Source organism: Hyphomonas sp. KY3 (assembly GCF_017309975.1).
GTDB lineage: Bacteria > Pseudomonadota > Alphaproteobacteria > Caulobacterales > Hyphomonadaceae > Hyphomonas.
In genome coordinates this window covers 2183021-2197328 of sequence record NZ_CP022271.1, presented here as the reverse complement: position 1 = coordinate 2197328, position 14308 = coordinate 2183021, and the positions used below count along the sequence as shown (strand labels likewise).

Sequence of the window (14308 nt, the reverse complement as noted above, 5' to 3'; positions counted from 1 at the left end):
CATTCTAGTCTCACGAGACTGGGCAGCGGCCGGGGGGTAAATTGCCATGACTGTTTGAACCGGGTTTTCCAACCTCGGCACCTATCGCGTCAGGGTTAGCGGGCACCCTTGGAATTCACCACGGCCGGCACGGTAAGCAGAAGAATTTTCACATCGGTCAGAAAGGTTCTGGTGCGCGCGTATTCAACATCCATTGCGACGCGGGTCTCGTAGGATGTGTCGCTGCGGCCACGGACCTGCCAAAGGCCAGTCAGGCCAGGGCGTACCGCGCAATAGTGTTTGTACTGGTCGCCATATTTCGTGATTTCATTTTCGACGATCGGACGCGGCCCAACCAGCGACATGTCGCCCCGGATGACGTTGACCAGTTGTGGGAGTTCGTCGATCGAGCTTTTGCGGATGAACTGGCCGAGTGCCGTAATACGGGGGTCATTGGTCAGTTTTTGCGTTTCGGCCCATTCGCGACGTGCATCCGGATCTGTTGCCAGCAGCTGTTGCAGGCGATCTCCTGCATCCGTCACCATCGAGCGAAGCTTGTAACAAGCAAACTGTTCACCGTCTTTGCCGAGGCGCATTTGCTTGAAAACGGCGGGGCCGCCATCTTGCAGACGGATAAAGATGGCAATTGTCAAAATCAGGGGAGCAGTGAAGAGCAGAATGCAAGATGCCACCACAACGTCGAAGACGCGTTTGGCAATCTGTTCCGCACCCGAAGTATCGGAGCTGTGGCGAAGCGATGCGTACCTAGCCATCTCCACTTCACGTGACTCTTTTGAAAGTCTCAAACCCATTTTACGTCCCCTAGAATCTACTCATCTGCGCCGGGTTTACTGCCTCACCCAGTGCGGACCTTAACGAGCGGTTAACTCGCAAGAGCCGTTGGATGTTTATTTCTTTCAGGGAGGTTTGCAATCTCTGTACCGCGAAATATGAAAATAATTAACGGTTGGAGACAAATTTCGCGCCACAGGGGAAAGTAAAGCGCAAATAATCGAGCAATCTGTACACAAAAATGGCATGTTCGAGGCAATTTTTGCCTCGTGCGTCAGCGGTGATCGATTTTTGGACAGTCGCGTGCCAAGGCGGCACAGTCTGGAATGAAAAAGGCGGCCCTGTTTCAGGGCCGCCTTTTCGTTGATTCGCGTCTTTGTGGTGCCTAGAAGATGCGCTCCCCGATACGGATCGTATCTCCAGGTTTAACGGCCGTATTGGTATCCAGCGTGTAAGTCTCTTCGGATGTGGCGTCAGCGCCTTTGACGAATACAACTTTCTTGTTGGCTCGGTATGTAAAACCGCCTGCCGCAGCGACGGCATTCAGCACCGTCAGACCGGAATTGTAGGGGTATTCTCCCGGAGAGCCGACTTCGCCGAGAATATAGTAGGGGCGGTAGTTGATAACTTCGGCGCTGACGCGGGGATTCAGGATATAATCCCCGTCAAGCGTTTCAACGATTTTGGTTTCCAGTTCTGGGGTTGTCAGACCGATTGCTTCGACCTGGCCAACCAGGGGCAACGAGATCGCTCCGGAGCCATCCACATCAAATTCACCGGAAAGGTCCGGGTGTCCAAACACGGTGACACGTAGCCGGTCTCCATTGCCAAGGATATAGGCCGGAGCCGTACGTTGCTCGTGACTGGTCTCAGGTGCGTCTGATCTCTGAATTGCTGTGCCAGCCTGACAGGCAGACACAATCAGAAAAGCGCCAGCCACCAAGGCTGAGCAGATTGAGCGAAGAGTCATCATGTCCCCATATTCTCCGTTGTTGGCGGCAAACGCCGCTTTGCAAATTGATCCCTAAACAGGACTCGTTTCCAGAAAGCTGACATCGGTCTTAAAAAGTTTCGCTGCTGACAGGCGGCCACTAATAAAGGCGCCCGTATCGAGACCGATGCGACGATTGTCGCGGAACACACCTTCTGCAGGTGTGTGTCCGTGGACCACGATATGTTCGAATTCTTTCGTATCATCCAGGAATTCATCCCGGATCCATAGAAGGTCCCGTGCCGATTGCTGTTCAAGGGGCACGTCAGGGCGCATTCCCGCATGTACAAACAGATAGTCTCCAGCAACATGGTACGATTGAAGGGAGTTGTAGAAATTCAAGTGTTCGTCGGGCAGCCTCTCCCGAAAGCCCGTCCAGACTTTTTCCCAGGCCTTCTGGGCTGCTGTCATGGCTTCGTGGGAGGTTAGACTGGAGCGGGTATTTGGCGGTTGGAAACCATACGAATAAAGGGTTTCGCCGCCGCCGTAGCGGACCCATTGTTTGCCGAAACCAGCATCGCTCAGGAACCGCAGCAATGCTTCTTCATGATTGCCCATCAGGAAAATGGTTCGGAATTCCTTGAGACGATCACCGATCAGGAAGTCGATCACGTCGCGCGATTGCAAACCGCGATCAATATAGTCACCCAGAAATATCAGAGTCCGCTTTGTCCCCGCTGGCAAGGTTTCGGAATCCTGTTCGATTTGCTCTACAAGACGCTCCAAAAGGTCGCAACGCCCATGAATGTCTCCGATCGCGTAGATGCATTCGCCATCCGGAGCGTGACTAATACGCGGCGCGACCGCGACCGGCTCTTGCCGAACGGGTGTCTCAACCTGGTCTGCGGGTGCATTGAAGCCTTGCCGCATGCGCGCACGCAGAGACGTCGTCGAGCGGGTCAATTGAGCCAATCTCGCGATAAACGACTTCTGAATCTGTTGCGTCAGCTTGGGCATGGATGCTCTGCTATTAATGACTCGTTTATAGTGTTTTTTGCCGGAAAACCAAAGGTAGGGCGCGTTTGTCGCTTTTGGGGAGGAAAGTCTCTCGCAAGAAACCTGCCGCCCAGCTCATATGCATGGTTCCCGATGCGAGACCCGCAAACAGACCACATGTCGAGCGCTTCCAGACTGCCACAGCGATTGAGGCAGCCCCCAGCACGCCGACATAGCCGAGTGGCAAGATCAGTGCTGGCCAGAATAGTGGCGATACTACGAGACCGAAAACACTGGCCAGCAAGGCAAGTATCGGGATGGCCTGACGCATTTTAAGGGTATGGCGGTGTTTCCGGGCCGTGCGGGCGCGGCCCTTACCGTAATTGAAGTATTGCCGAGCGAGCGCCTTTACGCTGCCGCGCGGCACATACTGAATGCGAATATCGGCGTCGAGGAATATCCTGCCACCCGCCTGAACCACTCGCTTGTCGTACTCTGCGTCCTCATTGTGGGAAAAGGTCTCATCGTATCCGCCAATCATCTTGAACACGGCGAGATCGAAACCGGCATGGTGCCCGTGGTCGACATAGGCTGATTTGCGACCACCCCGATGAGCCGAGCCGCCCGACCCCAAAGGCGTATCTACAACCCAGGCATTCGCGCGTTCGAAACAGGTTTCCCCCACTGCGTCCATCGGGACAACGACCGAGGCTGCGTGCGTGGTCTCGAGCGCGTCAGCCACGTCAATGATGAAGTTTTTGGGATAGATGGAGTGGGCGTCGCAGCGGATCAGGAATTGTGTCTCCTCGCTGGAATGCTGGTTGGCCGCAAGGTTCAGCGCAGCCGACTGAAGGCGTTTCGGATTGTGAAGCACGCGCAAATTCGGAAACTCACCCTTCAGGCTCTCCACAATCGCCACCGTTTGGTCAGTGCTGCCGCCGTCTGCCACGGTCAGGGGGACATGCTTCAGGCGTTCATCGCCGTCCATCAGCGACCGAATACATGCTTCGATATGCCGTTCTTCATTCAGCGTTGGGATGACCGCCAGCACAGTTTGTGCGGGCGCTTCCCTGACAAGTCGACCTGCGTTTCGTTCCATTACATCGCCAAACATTTGGGTCCCCGAAGTATTTGTTGTCCGTTAGAGAGCAAAAAGCATTCCATTTTTACGATGAGATGACGCAAGTCCGCTGAAAGCGTGATGAATGTGCAAATATTCCCCTCCCTTACGTTAATCTTGCCGTCAGCCCCGAACCTCCTATGGATAGTGTAAACATATAGGAGGAAGCAGACATGATTGGTGTGATCGCGAAATTGACGATTCAGGACGGCAAGAACGAACAGTTCGAACAGGTGGCCAAGGATTTGATGGCAAAAGTGAAGGCCAACGAGCCTGGTTGCCTGACCTACCAACTCTACAAATCCAAGAAAGAGGCTAACACCTACATTTTCATGGAGCAGTATGCGAGTCAGGCTGACTTGGAGTCGCACGGCCAGACCGAGTATTTCAAAGCTGCCGGGCCGGGGCTCGGTGCTTGCCTCGCGGGCGCGCCGGAAATTTCCTACTTTGACAGCATAGACTAGTTCGGGGCGGTTATGGATCTCTCGTTTACCAAGGAAGACCTTGAATTTCAGCAAGAAGTCAGGGACTGGATTGCGGAAGCCTATACGCCTGAACTCCGCGCGAAAAAGGCCATGTCCAAGAATGGCTATCTCGACAAGGAGGGCCAGGTCGAGTGGCAGAAACGACTATACGAAAAAGGCTGGGTCGCGCCGAACTGGCCCGAAAAGTATGGCGGTCCCGGCCTGTCAGGGTCTGAGCGATACATCCTGAACATGGAGCTTTCGGCTGCTGGTACACCTACCGTCAGTCCGATGGGCATTTCCATGGTCGCGCCGGTCTTGATGGAGTTTGGTTCCGAGGAGCAGAAGGAAAAATACCTGCCTCCAATCCTGCGTTCCGATGTGTGGTGGTGTCAGGGCTATTCCGAGCCGGGCGCTGGTTCCGACCTCGCCTCGTTGCAGATGAGCGCCGTAAGGGATGGCGACGATTATGTGCTGAATGGTTCCAAGATCTGGACCACGCATGCCCAATGGGCAGACATGATCTTCTGCCTTGTGCGCACGTCCAAGGAAGGCAAGACGCAGGAAGGGATCAGCTTTATTGTGTTCCCAATGACCCTGCCGGGGATCACAATATCCGCGCTGCCGACGCTGGACGGTCCGCTGGAAGGCCAGCAGGAAATCAACCAGGTCTTCTTCGAGGATGTTCGCGTGCCTGTCGCCGACGCCCTTGTGGGCGAAGAGAATATGGGCTGGACTTATGCCAAGTACCTGCTCCAGTTCGAACGGGGCAATGCTTATGCGCCCGGACTGCGCAACATGTTGCGCAAGGCCCGCAAGATTGCGAGCGTGGAACAGTCAGATGGTGAGGCGTTGATCCGGGATCACGATTTCTCTCGCAAGCTGGCGAACATGGAAATCAAGATCGATAGTCTGGACGCGACCGAGCAGCGGATTTTCTCCGCACTCTCGGCCGGGCAGGCGGTTGGGCCGGAAAGCTCCATGTTGAAGTGCGAAGGCTCCCATACTCAGCAAGCGATCACCGAGCTTGTTCTCGAAGCCACGGGCTCTTATGCCGCTCCGTTCATTCAGGACAGTTTTGCCGTGGCCCGCGCTGGAAAGAATGCCGACCTGCCGATGCCGCAATATGCGGTGCCGGTCGCGCCGAGCTACTTCAATTACCGGAAAGCCTCCATCTACGCTGGTTCAAATGAGATCCAGCGCAACATCATGGCGAAGATGGTTCTTGGTCTTTGACAGACATGGCGGCGTCCTTATCGGTTGCGCGTAAGCCAAGCCTGCTGACCCGCATCGCCTATGGAATTGGCGGTGCGGCCAGCGGCGTGAAGAATAACGGATTCGAGTACTTCCTGTTGCTTTACTACAGTCAGGTACTCGGTATCTCAGCCTCTCTTGTGGCTGGCGCATTGTTCCTGGCGCTTGTGGTCGATGCCGTATCGGACCCCGTCGTCGGCTATTGGTCTGACAATGTGCGAACCCGGTTCGGCCGGCGGCATCCGTTCATGTATGCCGCTATGCTTCCACTGGGCGTTGCTTATTTTCTCGCATGGAATCCACCAGCGGGCTTGGATAGTCACGGACTGTTTTTGTGGCTCGTTGTCATAACGATCACGGTGAGGCTGTGTTTCACCTTCTATGAAGTGCCAAGTCTCGCGCTCGCCGCGGAGCTGACGCAGGATTATGACGCACGAACCAGCCTCATGTCCTTTCGCTACTTCTTTGCATGGGTCGGGGGACTGGCGATACAGGTCGCCTTGCTGACGATGTTGTTGCGGCCAACTGAAACCGTGAAGATGGGATTCTTCAATCTCGACGGTTGGCATACGTATGGATTGTGGGCAGCGCTCACGATTGTCGGCGCAATCGCGATTTGTGCCGCCGGCACTCACAAATACATTCCGTATTTGAAGGCGGCGCCAGCTGCGCGCCAACTCAGTGTGGGCAAGGTATTCGGAGAAATCTTCGAAACGGTTTCAAACCCGTCTTTCCGTGCATTGTTTCTAGCAACACTATTTGGCTTGTTCGCCAGCGGCATCTCTGCAGCCTTGAACCAATACATTAACGGCTTCTTTTGGGAATTCGATACTGATCAGATTGCCGGGCTTACTGCTGGAGTGTTCGTGTCAGCAGCGATCGCGTTGGTGGTCGCGCCCATCATTGGCAAGACGCTGGGCAAGAAGCGCGGCTCAATCATTATCGGCCTTCTGGCATTCACCATCGCACCTGCGCCAGTTCTCGCGCGCTTGCTCGGCTTCATGCCGCCCAATGGCACCGATACGCTTTACTATCTCGTACTGTTCATCACAGTTTTCGATCTGGCGCTGATCATTGCAACGCAAATGCTCATGGCGGCGATGGTTGCTGACATTGTCGAGGAAAGCGAACTGTCCACGGGGCGTCGTTCGGAAGGGATATTCTTCGCAGGTATCAGCTTCATTCGGAAGCTGTCGCAAGGTGCGGGGATACTGACTGCGGCGGTCGTGTTGTCGATGGCAGATCTGCGTCCCGGCATGCAGCCTGGGGAAGTAGCCGAGACTTCGCTGAATAAACTCGGATGGGGGTATGCAGCCTCGTTGCTCGTGATCTGGATGCTCATGATCCTGTGCATCAGCTTCTATCGAATCAGCCGGGAAAGTCATGAAGCCAATCTCGCGGCGCTCGCTGCGAGAGACGACACAGACCCAACCCCCTGAAAAAACTCACTGATTTGTCATGATTGAAGGAATTGCGTCCCGCTTCGCGCCGCAATAGAGCCATACTCATGGTCCATACAATTCGCATGACAAAACACGTTTCGAAGTTCCTGGCGATTGCCGGGCTTTCGGTTCTGGCTCTGCTTGTCGTGGCGGTCTTGCCACTTTTTGCACACGCCCAACGGTTACCCCAATCGCAAACCGAGATTGATCTCAGCTTTGCGCCGCTGGTCAGGGAAGCTTCGCCCGCTGTGGTAAACGTTTTCACCGAGCGCATGGTCGCCAACCGGGTCTCACCCATGGAACAATTGTTCTTCGGTGATGCGATCCCGAAACAGCGCCGTCAGAATTCGTTGGGATCCGGCGTGATCGTGGGTTCAGATGGTGTGATCGTAACCAACAACCACGTCATAGATGGTGCGGACACGTTTCGGGTCGTCTTGAGTGATCGCCGGGAGTATCCGGCCGAACTTGTGCTTGCGGACGAGCGGACAGATCTGGCTGTCCTCAAAATCGACACTGAAGGCGCTGTGCTGCCCACTCTACCATACGCGGATACCCGGGCAGCCCAAGTCGGCGACCTTGTGCTGGCGATCGGCAACCCATTCGGGGTTGGTCAAACGGTGACCAGCGGCATCATCTCAGCAACGGCCCGCACGGATGTGGGCATCTCTGACTACGCCTTCTTCCTTCAGACGGATGCTGCGGTGAACCCTGGCAATTCCGGCGGGGCGCTTGTGAACACGAAGGGGGAGTTGGTCGGTGTGAACACTGCAATCTTCTCCCGATCCGGTGGGTCCAATGGTATCGGTTTTGCCATCCCGGCTGAGATGGTGAAGCGCGTTGTCGACGCCGGCATGAATGAAGGCACCTTCGTCCGTCCATGGCTGGGGCTCGCCGCGCAGTCTGTGAGCTACGACATCGCCAAGGCGCAAGGACTGGATCGCCCTGTCGGAGTCATGGTGACGGAAGTTTACGATGATGGCCCAGCGGACAATTCCGGTCTGCGTCGAGGCGATCTCGTGACCGCCATCGATGGGCGGGAAGTGTTTGACGAAAAGGGCCTGAAGTTTCTGGCCGCTGTTCGTAGCCCCGGCGACGAAGCGATACTGACCGTGCTGCGGGGGGGGAAGACGCAGAACATCGGAGTCACGGTCGAGCCGCCACCCGGCGCTCGCGAAGCGGATATTGTACTTCTAGATGGACGAACGGCTTTTTCGGGTGCGCGAGTTGTAGAGCTGTCTCCCCGGCTCGCCGAGGAGAACGGGCTCGACCCGTTCCAGAAGGGATCCGGAATCTATGTGCATTCAGTGATGCGGCGTTCGATTGCCCGGAATTTCTTCCGACCAGGGGATATCGTCCGCTCGGTGAATGGTGCGCAAACAAAGACCGTAGACGAGCTCAAATCTGCGCTCGCAAAGGATGCGAGCAGCTGGGATATTGAGATCGAACGGAATGGTCGTGTGGTGCGAGGAACGGTCCGGCTCTAGGCGGCCTGGCTATTCCGCGGCAACTTGCGATGCAGCGCTCGCGGACCCCTCGAACATGTCCATCATGATGCCATAGGCATCCTCAAGCGGTAGCCTGTCGGCATGACGGATGGCGCTTCCATCGGCGGTTTGCACCCAGAAAGCCCCATTGCGGCTGTGCTGGGAATTGTTGACCTGACCAACCAGCATGAAGAGTTCGTCAAAGGCTTTACGCTCACCGGTTTTGGCGTTGGTTATCTCGAAACCTGGGTCAGTCTTTGAAATCAGCCCGGACCAGAACATGATCCGGTTGGCTGCTCGCCGCCATTCCATGATCGTTTTGCCATTCGACTGTAGGGCGTCGAGCGTTGCTTCTGCTTCAGCTGCCTCTTCCTCGGAGGCGAACGTTGCCCAAGCCTGATGGGTCATGACCGGTTCGAAGCTGACCGGTTGCGGGCCACCCGCCCAAGCAAACAGGTCTTTGAAATTGTGGGGGCGATAGACAAATTTCCCACCAATATGTTCGTAGCGTGTGTTTGCTTCCTGGCTGAGCGCAGTGGCCAGGACGATCCGGCCAGTCGGCCCGACCATGTCGAACGCCTTGCCGATAATCGCATCCATGTGACGATACGAATCCTCGATCGCGTTGCCGTAATTGAGCATTTCCTCGTCAGAAGGTTTCACCTGGTAGACGTCCGGTTGCATATGACGCCAATACCGGTGCTGGAGATAGGCGGTGGAATTGGCGAAATATGTCGCGAATTGCGGTCGGCGCTTCGACCATGTGTTTGCAAACACGTCCCACATCAGCAGATCGAGCACGAGCGCGCGTCGCCATTTGCGGTCGGCGGAAGATGTCTTCTCACCAGCGATCTGGTTCATCGCCTTCGTGATCGTCTGGAGTGAAAGGCCGTGGCCCAGCATGAATTTCACAAAATTGAGCGCGTCAGCACGGGTGGGTTTGGCATTCGGATTGGTGTGTTCAGCCACATGGAAGCTGATGAATTTGTGAAAGGCTTCATAGGCCGGATCGCTTGGGCGCACGCCCGCAGACCAGGGGTCAGGAACGAGGAACACTGTGTCCTTGTGGGCCGTGTCGGCATTCATCGACCCGAAAACGATGCTGTCGATGCCGTCTTCTGCCAGCGCGTCCCAGATGCGGGGCGTCTTGATCAGGTGCCCTTCGTCGAGTTCTGTAGCGCCGTGTACGTGTTCCGTCTGCCCCGTGTGGAAAGTAGGCCATTGTACCCAAGGCTCCAAAGTCGGGTCGTCGGTATGGGTAACATAGACGTCTGAACTCTTGTGGAGCTTGCGGAAGTTCGGAAGCTCGCCATCATCCATCATGCGATCGATGATGGGGGGGCAGAGCTCATTCAGTTCCAGAACCAGAACCGGTCCGTTTTTCGTATTTGAAAACATGACAAATATACCCTTGGAAACCCACGCATTCTGCGCCTTTGCCGATCTTAATGCATGAATTGCGCCACGAGTCGATTACCCGTACCGACGGTATTTGAACTCCGGGGCGCAAGGCATGTTTGTAGGGCATTCCGGCCAAAACCTGAGCGTTTAGCTGTCTTTTCTCGCGTGAAGAATAACCGGAAGTTTCTCATAGCCGAGCACAAAATTGGAGAGGACCCGCGTGGGTTCGCCCGTTACTTCGACCCGCTCGAACCGGTTCATGATTTCTTCCCACAGAATGCGCAATTGCATCTCCGCAACGCGATTCCCCATGCAGCGATGGATGCCGAAACCAAAAGACAGGTGTCGCCGCGCATTGTCTCGGTCGATGCGGAAATCATCGGGATCATCGATGACATCTTCATCGCGATTGCCTGACGCATACCACATGACGACCTTGTCGCCCTTGCGTATCTTCTGGCCGCCAAGTTCAGTGTCTTCGGTTGCAATGCGTCGCATGTGTGCCAACGGCGTCTGGTACCGGATGATTTCCGAAACCATATTCGGGATCAGGGACGGATCGGCTCGAAGCTTGTCGTACTCGTCAGGAAACTGGTTCAGGAAATAGACGCCGCCAGAAATGGAATTCCGGGTCGTGTCGTTTCCACCGACGATGAGCAACATCAAATTGCCGAGCAGATCAATCGGATTGTCGACCATGTTCTTTGTGTCTTCGCTATGGGCGAGCAGCGATATGAAATCGAATTTGCGCGGCTGTGCCGCCCGTTCGCGCCAGAGCTCGGTGAAATAGGCTACGCATTCATTCAAATGCTTCATGCGCCACTCCATGTCGGTGCCGACAATGCCGACCGCATCGCTTGTTGTGGCAACATCCGACCAGAATGGCAGCTTGTGGCGGTCCTCGAAGGGAAAGTCGAACAATGTCGCCAGCATTTGGGTGGTCAGTTCGATTGACACTTTTTCTACCCAGTCGAATTCCTTGCCAACAGGAAGGCTATCCAGGATCGTGCACACACGTTGGCGGATCAGGTCTTCGAGTTCTGAGAGCTGGGTCGGTGCGACAGCTGGCTGGGCCACCTTGCGCTGGATGTCATGAATTGGCGGGTCCATAGCGATAAACATGGGCGGCTGGAAATTATCGCTCGGGTCGCCAATCACGATGCTGGGTTCAGACGAAAACGTCTTGTGATTTGAATCAACCGCGATGATGTCATGATACTTCGTGACGGACCAATACGCGCCGACAGAGCTTTCCGGGCAATAATGGACTGGCGCTTCCTTGCGCAGTCGCCGGAAATACTCCCCCTGCTTATTGTTCAGGAATATCTCTGCCTTTGAGACATCAAAGGTTTCGAGCGGCAGGCTCCAGGGATCTGGAATTGTGCCTTCCGCCTCATACTCTGTATCGGCCATGCTTTCCTCCCGGTTTTTCTTTTCACAGTACGTGCGAAACCGGCAGTGGGCTAGCTATCAGGCCGCGCCAATTGTTGTGCGGTGCAACAGACGCGCATGTCCTGGATAGCCCCCGGTTGCCATATGCAACAGGCAGCGATTGTCCCACATCACCAGCATGTTTTCCTGCCAGACATGCCGATACTGAAATTCCGGTCGGGTTTGCCAGCGATACAGTTCAGCGAGCAATTCCCAACCTTCGTCGGGCGCCATGCCCTCGAACCCTGTAATATAGCCCGCCGTGCCAAAGACGCTCTCGCGACCTGTTTCAGGATGCACTCTAATAATATCGTGCATTTGAGTCGCTTGGGCTTCAGTGGATGCAATGATGGTCATGCTGCGCCCGCTCGCTTTGTCTGCCTCTCCATACATGCCGTCTGGGGCGTAAGCGTTCTTGGCGGAATGAATGGCTTTCTTGCCGTCCAGCCTTTCACGCAGTTCCGTGGGCATCTGCTCCAGCGCCAGATATTGATTGGCGAATAGCGTGTCGCCACCCCGCGGCGGAATGGTAATACCGAACAAACAGGTGCCGCTTGGAGGAGCGGCCTGAAAGCTCCAATCAGTGTGCCAGCTTTCTGCGAAGATCGGTGCCGTTTCGTCGGCCGCGCGCTGAACCGCGATTATGTGCTGATGACCGGGGATCGATGCAATGAATGGGTCCTCGCCAAAGGGACCAAAATACAATGTGAAGCGTTCCAGGTCTGCGTCGCTCATTGATTGGTCCGGAAAGGAGAGAACCTGATGTTCAAGCCACGCCGCGCGAATACCTGCAACGATCTCGACAGGCAGGGGAGCAGACAGGTCAACGCCGCGAATCTCAGCGCCGCATGCCTGCCCGGATGGTGTGATCTCGAGTGTCATTTTGTGTCTCCTCCACTTGGCACCTTATCACGCTCTGCAATCGCGCCTAGAACGGGCTCATGAACGACCTATTCTCTGCCTCGGGCCTTTCGGAAGGTGCGCCTCAGCCGCTGGCTGACAGATTGCGTCCGCAAACCTTGTCCGACGTGGTCGGGCAGGATCACCTGCTTGGGCCTGACGGACCCTTGCGGCGCATGCTGGAGGCTGGCCGGTTATCGTCCATCATATTCTGGGGGCCACCTGGCGTCGGCAAGACGACCATTGCGCGGTTGCTCGCCAGCGAAACTGATTTGGAATTCGAGGCAATCAGCGCCATTTTTTCCGGCGTGAAAGATCTGCGGGCCGCCTTTGAGCGCGCGGAAGCACGGCGTTCGACCGGGAAGGGAACCTTGCTGTTCGTTGACGAAATTCACAGGTTCAACAAAGCCCAGCAGGACGGCTTCCTACCTTTTGTCGAAGGGGGCGTCGTGACATTGGTCGGGGCGACCACCGAGAATCCGAGCTTTGAAATCAATGGTGCGCTCCTGTCGCGCTGTCAGGTCATGGTGCTCAAACGCCTGGACGAGAAAGGTCTCAGTCTCTTGATTGATCGCGCCGAGGCCATGGAGGAGCAGAAGCTTCCGGTGGAGCCTGCGGCGCGCGACGCGCTAATCGATATGGCCGATGGCGACGGGCGATACCTGCTGAACCTCGTGGAACAAGTCTATACTTTTGCCGGTAAGGGCGAGCCGCTGACGGTCGCGGCAATGTCGGCCGCGCTTCAGAAGCGTGCGCCGGCCTATGACAAGTCCGGCGAGGGACACTACAATCTTATCTCTGCGCTTCACAAATCTGTGCGCGGATCAGATCCAGATGCCGCGATGTACTGGTTTGCACGCATGCTGGAAGGTGGCGAAGATCCGCGTTTCCTTGCGCGCCGTCTGGTCGTGATGGCCAGCGAGGATATCGGACTTGCTGATCCGACTGCCATGATGGTGGCTGGTGAGGCGGCGCGTGCATTCGAGCGTCTGGGTGAGCCGGAGGGATTGATCCCCTTGGCGCATTGCGTCGTGCATCTCGCCACAGCGCCGAAGTCTAATGCAGCCTATATGGCGCTGAAGAAGGCGCGCGCCGCCGCCAGAGAGACCGGAAGCCTCATGCCACCCAAGGCCATTTTGAATGCGCCGACTAGCATGATGAAGGATCAGGGATATGGCGATGGCTATATTTATGATCATGATACGGAAGAGGGTGTCTCCGGACAGAATTACTTCCCGGATGAAATGCCCCGGCCGGTTTTCTATGAACCAAAAGGCCATGGGCGCGAACGAGCCGTGATGGAACGCATGAGGTTTGTTGCAGAAATCAGGGATCGAAATCGTCGATAGCCCATGAAGAACCGGTCGCTCCCCAATATCAGCGTTGAAGATCGAGCATATGCTGAGAGCCTCGTCATATTCGAGGACAGTCAGGTAATTGTGTTCGACAAGCCATCGGGTCTGGCAGTTCAGGGCGGGGGCGGCATCTCCCGATCACTTGATGACCTGCTCATCGCGTTTGCCAAATCGAATGGGAAGAAGCCGCGGCTCGTGCACCGTCTTGATCGGGGAACTTCGGGCGTGGTCATTGTTGCGCGAACCAAGCCGGCTGCTGCATTTCTTTCTGAAGAGTTTGCCGCTCGCCAAGCCATGAAAACGTATCTGGCCATTGTATCTGGGAAACTGCCCGTTGATGTCGAAGGGGTGTTTGACCAGCCTTTGGTGAAGGTCGAGGAGGGGGGGCGTCCTCGCATGCTGATTGCTAAAGCTGAGCGAAAGGGTGCTCAAAAGGCGCTGACGGGCTGGCGCATCCGGGCTCGCCACGGCGATTACGCGCTATTCGAATTGAAACCTGAAACGGGCCGGATGCACCAGATCCGTGCACACTTGCTGGGCGCGGGATGTCCGATCCTTGGCGACCACTTGTACGGAACAGGCGCGCAGTCAGCGGAGCGTCTGATGCTGCATGCGCAGTCGCTCGAGATTGGGCTTCCGGATGGAACAAGAAAATTATTCTCTGCGCCGCCGCCCGAAAGTTTCGTGAAAATGGCGGTGCAGACAGGGCTGAGTCTTCCTGATTAGCTGGCCACGAAAAAGGCCCTCCGTTTCCGA

The 14308-nt window shown here is 55.9% G+C and carries 13 protein-coding genes; 6 read left to right on the top strand and 7 right to left on the bottom strand.

Features of this window, described 5'->3' with window-relative positions:
• Positions 1-95: 95 nt before the first annotated feature.
• The 4 genes from CFA77_RS10800 to CFA77_RS10785 form a co-directional block, all read right to left on the bottom strand.
• Complete coding sequence (locus CFA77_RS10800; protein WP_242517320.1) at positions 96-791, bottom strand: sugar transferase; 696 nt, start codon at positions 789-791, stop codon at positions 96-98.
• A 365-nt stretch (positions 792-1156) separates the two neighbouring features.
• Positions 1157-1744 (bottom strand): polysaccharide biosynthesis/export family protein, encoded by a 588-nt coding sequence (locus CFA77_RS10795; protein ID WP_206990692.1) that lies wholly within the window; start codon positions 1742-1744, stop codon positions 1157-1159.
• A 51-nt stretch (positions 1745-1795) separates the two neighbouring features.
• On the bottom strand, positions 1796-2719 hold the full coding sequence (locus CFA77_RS10790) for a metallophosphoesterase family protein (RefSeq protein ID WP_206990691.1): 924 nt from the start codon (positions 2717-2719) through the stop codon (positions 1796-1798).
• 25 nt (positions 2720-2744) lie between these two features.
• On the bottom strand, positions 2745-3812 hold the full coding sequence (locus tag CFA77_RS10785) for a glycosyltransferase family 2 protein (RefSeq protein WP_242517319.1): 1068 nt from the start codon (positions 3810-3812) through the stop codon (positions 2745-2747).
• 179 nt (positions 3813-3991) lie between these two features.
• On the opposite strand from CFA77_RS10785, the gene CFA77_RS10780 reads away from it, so the two are divergent.
• From CFA77_RS10780 to CFA77_RS10765, 4 genes are all read left to right on the top strand, one after another.
• A complete protein-coding gene (locus tag CFA77_RS10780) occupies positions 3992-4282 on the top strand; it encodes a putative quinol monooxygenase (RefSeq protein ID WP_206990690.1) in 291 nt (96 codons plus the stop codon).
• A 12-nt stretch (positions 4283-4294) separates the two neighbouring features.
• On the top strand, positions 4295-5518 hold the full coding sequence (locus CFA77_RS10775; RefSeq protein ID WP_206990689.1) for an acyl-CoA dehydrogenase family protein: 1224 nt from the start codon (positions 4295-4297) through the stop codon (positions 5516-5518).
• Between the two features lie 5 nt (positions 5519-5523).
• Positions 5524-6975 carry an MFS transporter gene (locus tag CFA77_RS10770; RefSeq protein WP_206990688.1) on the top strand — a complete coding sequence of 484 codons (1452 nt, stop codon included), beginning with the start codon at positions 5524-5526 and terminating at the stop codon, positions 6973-6975.
• Between the two features lie 86 nt (positions 6976-7061).
• Positions 7062-8465: a Do family serine endopeptidase gene (locus CFA77_RS10765; protein WP_034815804.1), complete on the top strand. Its 1404-nt coding sequence runs from the start codon at positions 7062-7064 to the stop codon at positions 8463-8465.
• 9 nt (positions 8466-8474) lie between these two features.
• On the opposite strand, the gene CFA77_RS10760 is transcribed toward CFA77_RS10765, so the two are convergent.
• From CFA77_RS10760 to CFA77_RS10750, 3 genes are all read right to left on the bottom strand, one after another.
• Positions 8475-9863 carry an alkaline phosphatase family protein gene (locus tag CFA77_RS10760; RefSeq protein WP_206990687.1) on the bottom strand — a complete coding sequence of 463 codons (1389 nt, stop codon included), beginning with the start codon at positions 9861-9863 and terminating at the stop codon, positions 8475-8477.
• Between the two features lie 150 nt (positions 9864-10013).
• Entirely contained in the window at positions 10014-11279 is a 1266-nt protein-coding gene (locus tag CFA77_RS10755) for a cytochrome P450 (protein ID WP_206990686.1), read from the bottom strand.
• A 57-nt stretch (positions 11280-11336) separates the two neighbouring features.
• Positions 11337-12179, bottom strand: a complete 843-nt coding sequence (locus CFA77_RS10750) for a TauD/TfdA family dioxygenase (RefSeq protein ID WP_206990685.1) — start codon at positions 12177-12179, stop codon at positions 11337-11339.
• 59 nt (positions 12180-12238) lie between these two features.
• Here CFA77_RS10750 and CFA77_RS10745 point away from each other — a divergent pair, with 59 nt between their 5' ends.
• Entirely contained in the window at positions 12239-13546 is a 1308-nt protein-coding gene (locus tag CFA77_RS10745) for a replication-associated recombination protein A (RefSeq protein WP_206990684.1), read from the top strand.
• Between the two features lie 3 nt (positions 13547-13549).
• On the top strand, positions 13550-14278 hold the full coding sequence (locus CFA77_RS10740; protein WP_206990683.1) for an RluA family pseudouridine synthase: 729 nt from the start codon (positions 13550-13552) through the stop codon (positions 14276-14278).
• Positions 14279-14308 lie beyond the last annotated feature (30 nt).

What these genes read in the sequence shown, in the direction of transcription:
- CFA77_RS10800 (WP_242517320.1), bottom strand. Translation starts at nt 791, where the DNA reads ATGGGTTTGAGACTTTCAAAAGAGTCACGTGAAGTGGAGATGGCTAGG.
- CFA77_RS10795 (WP_206990692.1), bottom strand. Translation starts at nt 1,744, where the DNA reads ATGATGACTCTTCGCTCAATCTGCTCAGCCTTGGTGGCTGGCGCTTTT.
- CFA77_RS10790 (WP_206990691.1), bottom strand. Translation starts at nt 2,719, where the DNA reads ATGCCCAAGCTGACGCAACAGATTCAGAAGTCGTTTATCGCGAGATTG.
- CFA77_RS10785 (WP_242517319.1), bottom strand. Translation starts at nt 3,812, where the DNA reads ATGTTTGGCGATGTAATGGAACGAAACGCAGGTCGACTTGTCAGGGAA.
- CFA77_RS10780 (WP_206990690.1), top strand. Translation starts at nt 3,992, where the DNA reads ATGATTGGTGTGATCGCGAAATTGACGATTCAGGACGGCAAGAACGAA.
- CFA77_RS10775 (WP_206990689.1), top strand. Translation starts at nt 4,295, where the DNA reads ATGGATCTCTCGTTTACCAAGGAAGACCTTGAATTTCAGCAAGAAGTC.
- CFA77_RS10770 (WP_206990688.1), top strand. Translation starts at nt 5,524, where the DNA reads ATGGCGGCGTCCTTATCGGTTGCGCGTAAGCCAAGCCTGCTGACCCGC.
- CFA77_RS10765 (WP_034815804.1), top strand. Translation starts at nt 7,062, where the DNA reads ATGACAAAACACGTTTCGAAGTTCCTGGCGATTGCCGGGCTTTCGGTT.
- CFA77_RS10760 (WP_206990687.1), bottom strand. Translation starts at nt 9,863, where the DNA reads ATGTTTTCAAATACGAAAAACGGACCGGTTCTGGTTCTGGAACTGAAT.
- CFA77_RS10755 (WP_206990686.1), bottom strand. Translation starts at nt 11,279, where the DNA reads ATGGCCGATACAGAGTATGAGGCGGAAGGCACAATTCCAGATCCCTGG.
- CFA77_RS10750 (WP_206990685.1), bottom strand. Translation starts at nt 12,179, where the DNA reads ATGACACTCGAGATCACACCATCCGGGCAGGCATGCGGCGCTGAGATT.
- CFA77_RS10745 (WP_206990684.1), top strand. Translation starts at nt 12,239, where the DNA reads ATGAACGACCTATTCTCTGCCTCGGGCCTTTCGGAAGGTGCGCCTCAG.
- CFA77_RS10740 (WP_206990683.1), top strand. Translation starts at nt 13,550, where the DNA reads ATGAAGAACCGGTCGCTCCCCAATATCAGCGTTGAAGATCGAGCATAT.